The 11,878-nt window shown below is 45.3% G+C and carries 9 protein-coding genes; all 9 read left to right on the top strand.

Translation table 11 applies throughout. The features are described from left to right. Positions 1–2: 2 nt before the first annotated feature. The 9 genes from W7W_RS0112150 to W7W_RS0112110 all read left to right on the top strand — a co-directional run bounded on the left by W7W_RS0112150 (position 3) and on the right by W7W_RS0112110 (position 11,539). A complete protein-coding gene (locus W7W_RS0112150) occupies positions 3–470 on the top strand; it encodes a hypothetical protein (protein ID WP_010664016.1) in 468 nt (155 codons plus the stop codon). 399 nt (positions 471–869) lie between these two features. Continuing rightward, positions 870–1,424: a glycoside hydrolase family 108 protein gene (locus W7W_RS22160; protein ID WP_010664015.1), complete on the top strand. Its 555-nt coding sequence runs from the start codon at positions 870–872 to the stop codon at positions 1,422–1,424. Between the two features lie 5 nt (positions 1,425–1,429). Further along, entirely contained in the window at positions 1,430–2,008 is a 579-nt protein-coding gene (locus W7W_RS0112140; protein WP_010664014.1) for a hypothetical protein, read from the top strand. After that, positions 2,005–2,229 (top strand): hypothetical protein, encoded by a 225-nt coding sequence (locus W7W_RS0112135; RefSeq protein ID WP_025007025.1) that lies wholly within the window; start codon positions 2,005–2,007, stop codon positions 2,227–2,229. Before W7W_RS0112140 ends, W7W_RS0112135 begins: the two co-directional genes overlap by 4 nt. Beyond that, positions 2,186–2,410, top strand: coding sequence for a hypothetical protein (locus tag W7W_RS0112130; protein ID WP_010664013.1), 225 nt, complete (start codon positions 2,186–2,188; stop codon positions 2,408–2,410). Before W7W_RS0112135 ends, W7W_RS0112130 begins: the two co-directional genes overlap by 44 nt. Beyond that, positions 2,398–4,446, top strand: coding sequence for an LPD1 domain-containing protein (locus W7W_RS0112125; RefSeq protein ID WP_010664012.1), 2,049 nt, complete (start codon positions 2,398–2,400; stop codon positions 4,444–4,446). The genes W7W_RS0112130 and W7W_RS0112125 overlap by 13 nt, the downstream gene beginning before the upstream one ends. A 5-nt stretch (positions 4,447–4,451) precedes the next feature. Further along, the gene (locus W7W_RS0112120) at positions 4,452–5,903 is read left to right on the top strand and encodes a DNA methyltransferase family protein (protein WP_029510593.1); all 1,452 of its coding nucleotides are present in this window, start codon (positions 4,452–4,454) and stop codon (positions 5,901–5,903) included. Between the two features lie 67 nt (positions 5,904–5,970). Continuing rightward, entirely contained in the window at positions 5,971–9,846 is a 3,876-nt protein-coding gene (locus tag W7W_RS0112115; RefSeq protein WP_029510592.1) for a strawberry notch-like NTP hydrolase domain-containing protein, read from the top strand. A gap of 19 nt (positions 9,847–9,865) precedes the next feature. Beyond that, positions 9,866–11,539: an AAA family ATPase gene (locus W7W_RS0112110; RefSeq protein ID WP_010664011.1), complete on the top strand. Its 1,674-nt coding sequence runs from the start codon at positions 9,866–9,868 to the stop codon at positions 11,537–11,539. Positions 11,540–11,878: the final 339 nt, after the last annotated feature.

Below are 11,878 nucleotides of genomic sequence, written 5' to 3'. Positions count from 1 at the left end.
CTATGAAAGAGTTAATTCAACAAATCCGACTGATCACCGGAAGCAGTCTGTTTTCTGCACGAATGATGAATCTGCTGGTTGCCGCGATTCTTTCATTTTCGGTCATCACAAAAATATGGACAATCGGGCGCAAGGTAGATGAGACGCTGGCTTACTTACAGGATATCCCCACTCTTCAAAAGGAGCTTGTGGAGCTGAAACATGAGAAAAATGCTTCAACCGACAGCCTTCGGCAATTTCGCATTGAAGTGGCAGGCAATTTCCGTCAGGTAGCAACCAATCTTGACGAGATGGATGGGCGCATCGGGCAAACCAATGCCAGCGTTAAGATGGAGCTGAAAAGAATGAATGAGTATTTCATTTTGCTTAGCTCCAGCAATGAAGAGATTAAAAAGATGCTTCTAATCAAGAAGGAAAATGACCAGATGCTTTATGAGCAGATTTTCCCCACCGGACTGGCAACTAAATAGTGTTCGTCAATAAAGCCCGTTTACTGCGTTATGATCATTCTTGAACATAAACTTTTACACACAGCTTAATGGTTGAATTTTAAATCGTTCCAATGTATTAAAAAAGGGATTTCATCCCTTAAACCCTGAATTACTTTTTTGTCTTAACACAAAAAAGTAATCAAAAAAAGTCAAGACTGAGCCAGCTTTCGCTCTAAAAACTACGGTTCTTTCATCGAAATCGTCAAAACTCATCTCGCTTGCTGCGCGCACGAGACTCAAACAGAGACGATTTTTCGATAAAACAACCTTGTTTTTAGGCTTACCTGCCAAGGTCGATCCCAATCAAGACAGAAAGCTCATTACAAATATTTATTCAGCACTGATGTGAGTCTGACTTAACAATAAAAATTTCACAAAATGGCAAGAGAACATCAATTCATTTCCAAAATCATTGAAATCGAAGGAGGGTACGTGAATGACCCATCGGATTTGGGAGGAGAAACAAAATTCGGGATTACCCTGAAAACTGCAAGAGATAACGGGTATAATGGCCCGATGGCAGATCTGACTGTAGAAACGGCCAGGGATATTTATCTCCGGCAGTACTGGTATAAACCCGGGTTTGATAAAATTAGCAACGACCAGCTGGCCTTTGAGTTGCTGGACACTGCCGTAAATATGGGCCCGGAAACAGCGGTGGAAATTCTTCAAAACAGTTGTAACCTGCTTAATCACCGGAACCGGTACGGTAAAGATCTGGAAGTTGACGGTCGTCTGGGATATAAGACTCTGGCTTTTGTCAATCGCTATCCCATGCCCGACAGACTTTGCATACTGATGAATGCGGTGCAGTGTTCGCGTTATGTGAAGATTGCCCAGGCGCGACCGGAACAACGGAAATTTATCTACGGATGGCTCAAAGAGCGGGTCTTCAATCAAACCTCATTTGGGGACAAACTCTTAATCCCCTAATCCCCATGGTAAAGAAATCATTTAAGCAATTTTGCGCCGAAGTGATGCAGAAAGTACCCTCCATTGCGACTGATATTTTTGAAATTGCCACATCTCCTAATCCTGCCGGGGTGGCCATAGGAAAAGTGAGTGATCTGCTAAAATCCAAAGCCGAAAAGGATGAAAAAGCCAGACTGGCACTGGAAGAGTTGCAACAATACCGGATGCAGTGGGAAAAGGAAATGTATGCCCTGGAGATTGAAGCTTATAAAGCAGAGGTGTCTGACCGGGAAGGTGCGCGACAAAAGTACATTGATGCCGACAAGGCTTCTGCCGATGCCATCGGAAAGCAGATCATTAGCAGGAATCTGACCTACATCTTCATTTTGCTTTTGGTACAGGTAGCAGTAACCATCAGTGCTGTTTTCCTGGCATCGGGTTTTATTGAGGACAAACAGACGGCAGTAACCATCGGAAGCTCCCTGGGATCGGTTGTTGGTGCAGCCATAGGAACAGTAATTGGTTCGCTTTTGCAGGAACGCAATCAGGTGGTGGGTTTTCACTTTGGCAGCTCCATGGGCAGCCGGCAAAAAGATTACAAATGAAGATCCGGGCAGAAGTAAGCTTTCATAACGGAAATTCTTACACCAGTGGCGAACTATGCGGGATTACAGAGAAGAACGGCTATTGCCTGCTGATAAAAAGCTACAACAAGCGGAGTATTCCGGTTGCAGAGCTCATCATAAACAGAAATGAAGTCAAATCCATAGCGATCCTTGAATATGGCAACCACAAAATCAGAAGATACATTCTCTCAGCTTTTTGAGCGCAGTCACATATCGGTGATTCGCGATCAGACAGAAATAGTTATTGAGGTTTATTGCTTTAACAAATCACTGGCCCACGGGAAAGTGGTTGAGGCTCCTGAAACTTCGGAGCTGAAAGGAGAATGGCTGGATGTCAGTCTTAATGAAATTATTGATGTTTTTGATCCATGGGAAAGGTAAAATACATTTTTCTGAAAGGAACATTGGGACAATCGCCTGATGTGGTGGAGTTTCTTAAAGAAAAGCAGAAAAAACGTAAGTTCAGGGATGCGGGAGAGTATGTTCCCGGATCTGCCAAAGAGCGCGCTGCCATGCGATCTCTGGTCAACTCTAAAGACCTGGACAAACTGGAACAGGACGAAGTCTCCGCCATCGAGATGGTGGTAAAAGATAACGTCTGGCCTGCTTATGACTTTAAAATCCTGAAGGAATCCAATGCCGATCCGGCCCTTTGTTATCTGAAAAATGAATTCCGGAAATCTTTTCCGCCAAAGCCTTCTGCCAATACCGCGGATATGCGAAAAGTCTATGTCAGGACGGCGGAATATCTTCAGCAGAAACTGGATGAATATGATACGGCAAAACCCCTGGTGGATAATCTGCAAGATGTTTTGTGGTCCTTGGAAGCAGCGATGGCTTACAGCACTTCCGCGCAAATGACGATTGAGCTTTCCGGAATGATACGACACACACTGGAATTTAAAGATTGCCGTGATTATACCGAAGTGGATCTTTTCCTGAAAGATCATTACGACCGGTTAGATCATTATTTTAAAACCCAAAAACACTATTATTTTACACGCCTGTTAAGCGAGAACTTCTCAACCCGTTTTTCCAACATGCTGATGTTGAAAAGCAGGAAGGTTCATGAAACTGCCAATGTCCTCTATAAAGAACCTTCGTGGGAATGGGCTTTTCCAAAGAAGACTAAGAGCACGGAGAAAAGCGATAAAATTGAAATTAACTCAGGATTGCCGCTTTCGCACATCAGGCGCAAAGGCGGGTTGTTTATCTCTGATAATGACATCTCTGAAAAGGTACTGACAGAGAGATACGGTTTTAATGCCGTGCAAATCGGAAATTCCATTACCGACAAGGAGCTGAAAGAGCATATTCGCTATTTCATTGGTGCCATCACCGATTTATGTGAAGTCCTGGACATTGACATTCGCCGGATTCATGAAATCGGAAATCTGGCCATTGCATTTGCTGCCAGGGGAAAAGGGAAAGCTCTGGCACATTATGAACCCGTGCGCCGGATCATCAATCTTACACGCAAGCGCGGGGACGGAACTCTTGCGCACGAATGGGGCCATTTCTTTGACCATCTGCTGGGGATGAGCTACGGATTCCGGAAAGGTAAAATGGCCACCAGCTATTATGCCTTTCGTGAAAAACATATTGAAATTGACAGTGACAGCTATATCCAAAATCCGAAAGCTCTTCATTTATACAACAAAGTCACCAATCTGGGCCGTTTTACCTATCAGGGCAATAATGAGCATAATGCCGGTAAATCCATTACCCGAAGGTTTTACACCAAAGATGCCAAATACGCATTCCGCCTGGAATATGGAGAGTCCCCCGAAGAATCTCTCGATTTCCTGAAACGAAGATACCCCGGCTATCTTAAATATCCGTCTTTTTACAGCAATGCCAAAGCGCTTTTGAGCAGCATTCCCCGAAAGTTTGGTCTTGAATTTCTGGACATCCCGCTTACCCTTAACAATATTTCAGAATTCTATGCAGAATCCAAATTCTACGGCACCAAATACTGGGCTTCTCCGGTAGAGATGTTTGCCAGGGCTTTTGAGTGTTTTGTTTTTGACCGGCTGACTGCCAAAGGAATGGAAAACAACTACCTGGTTAGCGGCGCCCATTTCGGAGTGGGCGTTTATCCACAGGGAGAAGAAAGAGTTTTTCTCAACCGGTTGTTTGAGAGCATTATCCGTGAGGCCCGTGAAGTGATCGAACTCGGTCGGTTTGTGCCTTTTACCGATCAGCGGGTGGATGAATTTATTGAACTGGACAAACAGGGAGATGCTCAGGGCGGGGTTGTTTTTGTGGAAACTGAAAAACAGAAAAATAAAAAAACATCAGAACAGAAAAACAAAGAAACTTCCCAACAAAAAAATAAAGAAACAAAAAAACAAAATGCTCCCGTGACCATTGCCAAAGCACTGGAACTGGAGATGGAAATGGCTTTTGAATTCTGAAGTTTATGAAGACCGCCAAAGTTACACTCACCATATTGTCCATCGCCCTGGCTCTGGAACTGGAAACAGAAATGGAATTTTCTTTTTCTGATGATTCCAAAGGTTCCGGCAGTCGGGAAGCTGATTTTGTTAAAGCCGTACAGCAGGAACTACACAAACGGACATCTCACAATAAAACCAGCATTGAGAAACTGGCCCGTCAGCGCTTTGGGATTGATAACCAAAATAAGGTTAAAGAGCTGACAGAACTTGCTATTGCACAGGAAGCCCGCCGCATTGCTTTTAATGAAAAACGAAACTTTCGTCAGCGTTTTGAGAAAGTAGTGGAGCTTTACCGATCCCAGGTCAATCTTTCGCACCGCACTTCCATGAGTGTCCTTTTGCAACAATATTCCACCCCGGCACCTATCTCTTTCATGGCCGGGTTGTGGGTCAAAAAGCCCAAGGGAGAGGCCCTATACTTTGAGCCCAGTGCCGGCAACGGACTTCTTTGTCACGCACTACCATATAATCAGCTTCATGTAAATGAGCTGGACAAGATACGTCTTCAAAACCTGAACCGACAGCCCTTTAGAATAATTACCAGTCTGGATGCCTCTCTACCATTCGGATTTGGACGAATCTATGACGGAATCATTACCAATCCTCCTTTTGGAGATCTGGAAGCCATCGAGCAGGTAGAAGGTTTTCACATTAAAAAGCTGGAGCACATCATGGCTATCCGGGCCCTTGAAACCATGAAAGATGACGGACGGGCAGCCATAATCATTGGCGGTCATACCCGCTACAATCCTGATTCCGGAGTGATTACCAACAAGAGTGATCGTTACTTTCTGAATTTTCTCTATCACTTTTATTATGTGGAAGACATCATTCCCATCGACGGGCAAAAACTCTATTCCCGTCAGGGAACCGCTTTTGATACACGTCTTATCCTGATTGCAGGACGAAAAGAGACACCCGCAGGAATTGCGGACTATGCTCCGCAAGGCAGCGCAAAGAACCGGCATCTGCGGGAGGTGGTCACTTCATTTGATGCACTTTATGAGCGAATCCTTAATTGTGACATCCGGCACTTTCTGGATCTGGCAGCTCAAAAACCGGAGGAGGAACATCTTTTCAAAACCGGAGACCGCGTTTCGTTCCTGGCCACCGGAAACATCATTACCAACGGCATCGTGACCGGATTACCACGTTCCGGAATTGTGGAGATTACCATTAAGAGCCAGAAAGAACCCTTGGTTTTACAGGAATCACAGGTCGTGCCAGAGCTTTTTGCCTGCAAAGCCGACAAACGGGAAAAGGGATACAAAGCTTTCTCCAAAGTACAGTTTTACCACAACCGCACCTGGACGGCCCGGTTTATCGACGGAGAAGAAATAACCATTGGCCGGGTTTTCAACAACCGTGAGGCACGCATTGCAGCCATTAAAGAAAGATTAAAACAAAGGAACTGAAAAACAGAAAAACTCAGAAAGTAAAGAACAGAAAAACAAAGAAACTTAAAAACTAAAAAGCAATAACATGACCTTTCACATACAGATTGACAAAAAGAAACAGGCCCTGCAGTCGAAGGCAACAATAACATTCGATAAAAGACCCGCTCCGGAAATCAGTGAGAAACTGCTGTTTTGGGGTTTTGAGCCGGCTTCGGGCTTTAAAAAGTTTTCGGCCCGGCTGAAAGATTTATCAGAGCGCAACCCCCATCACTGGCAATTGTTTCTGACTTCCCGTGGATACAAGTCAGCAGGCAAAGGACTCGGGGAACTTTATATTCCCGTTTCGGAAGAAGGGGTAATACTGGAAACCCAGGTTCCGGATTCCATGGTAGATGAGACCCACATTGCAGCCCGTAAAATCAAAAAGCAGATGGGAGGCAATGTGTTTGAACTGGTGCGTAAAAAGCTTGGGTATAAAACCAAAGATGAACTGGAAAAGGCTTTGTCTGCCGAGCAGATTGATGCCGTTGCCCTAGCCATCTACAATATTGAAGAACGCAACCAGTCTTTGATTGTGGGAGACCAGACCGGTATTGGCAAAGGACGCATTGCAGCGGCCATGATACGTTATGCCAATCAGCAAAAAAAGATTCCCATATTTTTAAGTGAAAAGCCCAATCTTTTCTCTGACATATACCGGGATCTGGCAGACATTGGTTCCGGGCACCTGGTGCCGTTTATCGTTAATGCCGATGATGCCAAAACCAAAATAAAGGATGCGGAAGGAAATATTCTTTATCAGCCCGATGCCAAAGCTGTTCAGGAATCGGTTTTCAAATCGCAGCAACTGCCAAAGAAATATGATGTTATCCTGGCTACCTATACCCAGTTTAATCAGCCGGAGAAGAAACCATTAAAACCCATGTTCCTGGCAAAAATGGCGGAAGGGAATATCATCATTATGGATGAAGCCCACAGTGCTTCAGGTGCTTCACAGACAGGCACTTTCCTGATGAATGTGATTCAGAATGCTGCGGGAGTGGTGTTCCTGTCTGCCACCTTTGCCAAGCGACCGGACAATATGCCTATTTACGCACTGAAAACCTGTCTTTCGGAGGCCAACATGACCAAAGATGAGCTGGTGGACTCCATTACCCGTGGCGGGGTGGCATTGCAGGAGATTTTGTCGGCCCAGCTGGTGTCTGAGGGACAAATGATCCGCCGGGAACGCTCTTTTGAGGGCATTGAAGTGGATTACGTAACATTGACCGAAAATGAGCGGGAACACCGCCGCATTGGTGATAAGGTGACGGAAATTATCCGCGACATCATTGCTTTTCAAAAAGATTATGTTACCGAGGCCGTGGATAACATGGATGATGCCATGAAAGCAGAAGGCGGAGAGGCCCAGGCTCGGAAAGGGACTTCTTCCGGGGGTGTGGACAATCAGCCTTATTTCTCCAAAGTTTTTAATGTGATCAATCAGTTGCTATTGAGTCTGAAAGCCGAGGATGTGGCCCGTGATGCCATCCGTTCGCTGAAAGCCGGACGAAAACCGATTATTGCTTTTGCCAACACCATGGGTTCGTTTCTGGAAGAGATTGCTGAATCCGCACCGGGAGAAGCAATCAATACGGACTTTAAGCATGTGTTGTACAAAGGGCTTAAATCGGTTTTGAAAATAACCATTACCGATTACCGTGGACAGAAGAAATATGATTATCTGGAACCGGCCATGATTAGTGAGGAAGCTCTGGCGGAGTACAACCGGATCACCGATGAGATAGACCGCGTATCCACCGGAATCACCATTTCACCTATTGACCGGATTGTGGGGATTATTGAAAAGGCCGGCTTCAAAGTGGCCGAGGTAACCGGGCGGAAAATCATGGTGCAGTTTTCCGGAAAAGAAACGGGTACTATTCTGAGTCGAAAGCGGATTGCCACCAACGATGCATTTCGCCAGTACAACGACAATGAGGTGGATTGCCTGCTGATCAATCAGAGTGGCTCCACCGGTGCATCTGCTCATGCCATTGTGACCCGGAAGGTTGCCAGAGGACAGGTGAAGCAGCGCGAAATGATTGTGCTTCAGCCCGAGCTGGATATTAACACCGAGGTACAAAAACGCGGGCGCATCAACCGCACCGGACAAATACTCAAGCCCCGTTACCGCTACATTTCATCAGCTATCCCGGCGGAAAAGCGGCTTCAAATGATGCTGCAGCGAAAACTCCGGAGTCTGGATGCCAACACCACCAGTAATCAAAAGGCCAATCAGAATCAGATAGGGGAGCAGGTGGATTTTCTGAACAAATACGGTGACAAGCTGGTAGCGGATTATCTTATAGAAAACCCGGAGATCGATGAAATGTTGGGTAAACCGCTTGGGGCGGAAGTCCCGGAAGTACGCGAAGGGGGAATTCAGAAAGTTTCAGGCCGGGTAGCGATTCTTTCGGTGACCGATCAGGAAAAGTTTTATGCCGATATGGCCCTTCGATACACCGAATACGTGGAGTATCTCAAGCAAATCGAGGAATATGACCTGGAGGTGGAAGCCGTGGCTCTGGATGCTGTGGTTATTGACAGAAAAGTCATCAAGGCCGGGAAAGGCGGCAAAAGTGCTTTCGGACGTGACTCTATCCTGAAAACCTGCGATTGCGCCAACCTGCGAAAGCCGTTTCGAAAAAGTCAGATTCAGGAATTGATCCGGCAAACCACCGGCACCGATGATCCGATGGTTTATACAGAAAAGATTATTGCCGGAATGGAAAAATCACTGGAAGCCCGGCTTCAAAATATGCTCAGTCATATTGATGAGCGTCTGGAGGTGGCCCGCAGGCATATTCGTCAGGAGAAGAATTACAAAAAAATGAAAAGTCAGGCAGAGCAGTCTGCCTACCTTAAAAAACGGATGGATGAGATTGAAAATTCCAAAGCATCACTTATCAAATCGGAGCAGGAGAAATCGGAACTTCTCAGGCGGGCCATTCGCAATCGCATAAGGATATTTTATCCCGGACGAGGGGTTTACGTGCCCAACATTGTTTCCAATGATCCGTCTCCGTCCGTTTTCCTGGGATTTGTCATCAACCAAAAGGAAGAAAACCCATACACACTTTCCAAAATAAAGGTACGCTTTGCCGTTGGAGATGGTCGCAAATACATGGTACTGGCACTTTCCGGAGATCAGGGAGCCATGGTGGAGCGAATCATAGGATTGAGCAGTTCTCTGGATAATTACAGTCAGGTGGAGATTCTCAATCAGTGGGATGAAATGATGAAAAAACGCCAGGCAGATCGGATTACCCGTTACATCATCACGGATAATATTCTTCAGGGCATCGCCAATTACCGGGGAAAGTTGATTGATTTTACTTTGCAGGGCGGAGGCAAAGAGAAAGGTATTCTGATGCCTGATGGATGGGAAAAGGACAAAGCAACGGCCAGTGTTCAGGTGCCGGTCATTAAGATTCTGCCTTATCTGCAGTCGCTGCAACGAAACTCACTGGTAGCACTGACCAATGGCATTGTGTTGTCCCGTAGTTACGATGGTTATGACCTGGTAATTCCCTATGGTGCCCGCAACAAAGATATTTACACAGATTCTGATTTGTTCCTGTTGATGAACGGGAATGACGGCTTTAATAAGCGGAGCAGCAACATGGTGGGAAACTTCAATCCTTCATTGCTGTCCAAGGTGACGCAAATTTTGCAGGACAAATACTCACTATCGGCCCAGATGTCAAGAACCATGTATGAGCTCATCTTTGAGGATGAAGATGTGTCTGCGGTTATTGCACATCAGGATCCGGATGAAGCGTATGCACGCCATCAGCTGGCCATTGACAAAAAGCGATATAAGCAACGCGTGGGGCAAAGCAAAGAGACAAAAAAACCAAAAGCGTTCTCCCTGGCAACAGCCCTTGAGCTGGAAATGGAGATGGAATTTGAATTCTGAAAAACTAATATTTCACAAAATGGCATTTACTATCGACAACTACATTGAGAAGGCAAAAGGTATTGACTTCTCTAAACTGGCACACGGCGACTTTTTTACCCGCAAACACCCGGAGATAATCAAGATCATCGAGAACATTCATGAGGAGACCAACCCGGAGAATCTGGCGACCATCCACCGTATTCTGGAAAAGTATTTCGAGATTCTGGACAAGGACATCAAAGCAAACCCGGAAGCCTTGAAAAGTGGGGGAGGTAAAGGGGAAAACAAAGAAACTTCCAAACAAAAAAACTCAAAAACTAAGAAACAGGAAAACAAAGAAACTCAAAAACAAAAAAAGCCGCGACAATCCCGCAAAAAGCTGAAGAAGCACAAGTACAAAGCAGGCCAGTTTCTCTATGCCTACGTGGACGGATATGTGGAAAAGTCGGAAATTGAATCCCTTTCACATGCAGAATCAGGAGAACCGACCTATGTTTATCGAACCGACAAGGGCACAAAAAAGGAAGTTTCTGAAACAGTTTTACAAGGTCTGATTAGACAAAAACTGGCCCGCATTGACAAACCACTTCCCGAGCATACCGAAAAAGTGGATGCTGAAGTTTCATTTCTGCGTCGCTTTGTGGCGATGAACGGGAAAACCAAAACTCATGAGGAGCTGCTTACCATGCTGAAGTCATTGCAGACAGCCATCATTGAAAGGCGTGTACGCAAAGCCTCAACCTATTCCGGACAGATTGAGTACATGCAGGACAAACTGATTGCCATGGTCAATGATGGCGGCAGCATTACTGTCAATTTCTCTGAAGATAAGCTTACAGAACTCAAAGCTATTACCACAGGACTGGCAACCATGCCGGCTGTTTTGGTCATTAAACGTTTCCTGCGTATTCAGGGCAAGACCGGTGTTAAAGAGGAAGCAAGGAAGATACTGGAGAAGATAGAAACCGGAAAAGCAGGGGTTAATGCCTCAAAGCCTTTAAACACAAAACTTAAGATCATCAAAAGAGTACTGGAGAGATACATTGCCGGAAGTACCATAACTCCCACTATCAGTCAGTCAGAACTTAATGGTATGGAAGGTCTGGAAGGCCTGGATGGTTTGGAAAAACAGAATCGGAAAATTACTGTCAAATCCGGTAAAGCAATGCGCTCCACCGATTTTGAGAAAAAAGCTTTCTATCCCATGGGACTCTCCGGAAAGTGGCACAAGCTGCTGGGTGATATGAGTGAGCCTTTCCGGTTGATGATTTACGGCAAAGGTGGTAGCGGTAAGTCCACCCTGGCAATCGACCTGGCTAAATACCTGGCCGACCAAATGGGAAAAACCGTTCTTTTTGTAGCCAACGAGGAAGGCTTCGGAGCCACGCTCCAGAAGAAAATCAAGATGCTCAAAGCGGTGCATCCGGATCTCTTCCTGGTGGATAAAATACCGGCGGATCTTAGCAAATACGACGTGGTGTTCCTGGACAGTGCCGACAGTCTCCGTCTCTCTCCGGAAGCAGCAACCAAGCTTACCTTGAAATACCCCAACATGAACCTGGTCACCATTCATAAGGTCACCAAAACCGGAAATTTCCGTGGCAGTGCTGAATGGGAGCATGATTGTGATACTTCTGTGGTGGTTATCGGTGGTGTGGCCAGGGCCGAGAAAAACCGGTTTGGTGGGAGTGGGGAGATAAGTGTGTTCTGATGATTTTGAAATGATTATGTTTGAAGAAAGGCTGCCTTTGGGTGGCCTTTCTTCTTTTAAAAGGATCTGTTGGTGGAAAAATGTTAATTTTCATTTGAAAAAGAAAACAAAAAAGTTAGTTTTACGGGGAATAAAAAAACTTTAAAACTAAAAAACAATAAAACAAATTGATGGCCCAACCCTACATAAGGATTAAAGACAATTTTAGATCTCTCTCCTCTTATGGCCGGGGGATGATTGATAAGCATTTAAAGGTGTGCAATTCATTCGGTATTTGGATGTTTTGTGCACCTTTTGTTTTGGTAAAGAAATATAACCGTTCTTTGGAGTGCGTTTATT

The sequence above is a fragment of the Marinilabilia salmonicolor JCM 21150 genome, from assembly GCF_000259075.1.
In the GTDB taxonomy this organism is placed as follows: Bacteria; Bacteroidota; Bacteroidia; order Bacteroidales; family Marinilabiliaceae; genus Marinilabilia; species Marinilabilia salmonicolor.
The sequence above is the reverse complement of the archived record's forward strand: the minus strand, read 5'-3'. Positions and strand labels throughout refer to the sequence as shown.

Coding starts and splice junctions, on each gene's coding strand:
- W7W_RS0112125 (WP_010664012.1), top strand. CDS start 2,398: ATGGGAAAGGTAAAATACATTTTTCTGAAAGGAACATTGGGACAATCG.
- W7W_RS22160 (WP_010664015.1), top strand. CDS start 870: ATGGCAAGAGAACATCAATTCATTTCCAAAATCATTGAAATCGAAGGA.
- W7W_RS0112140 (WP_010664014.1), top strand. CDS start 1,430: ATGGTAAAGAAATCATTTAAGCAATTTTGCGCCGAAGTGATGCAGAAA.
- W7W_RS0112150 (WP_010664016.1), top strand. CDS start 3: ATGAAAGAGTTAATTCAACAAATCCGACTGATCACCGGAAGCAGTCTG.
- W7W_RS0112135 (WP_025007025.1), top strand. CDS start 2,005: ATGAAGATCCGGGCAGAAGTAAGCTTTCATAACGGAAATTCTTACACC.
- W7W_RS0112120 (WP_029510593.1), top strand. CDS start 4,452: ATGAAGACCGCCAAAGTTACACTCACCATATTGTCCATCGCCCTGGCT.
- W7W_RS0112110 (WP_010664011.1), top strand. CDS start 9,866: ATGGCATTTACTATCGACAACTACATTGAGAAGGCAAAAGGTATTGAC.
- W7W_RS0112115 (WP_029510592.1), top strand. CDS start 5,971: ATGACCTTTCACATACAGATTGACAAAAAGAAACAGGCCCTGCAGTCG.
- W7W_RS0112130 (WP_010664013.1), top strand. CDS start 2,186: ATGGCAACCACAAAATCAGAAGATACATTCTCTCAGCTTTTTGAGCGC.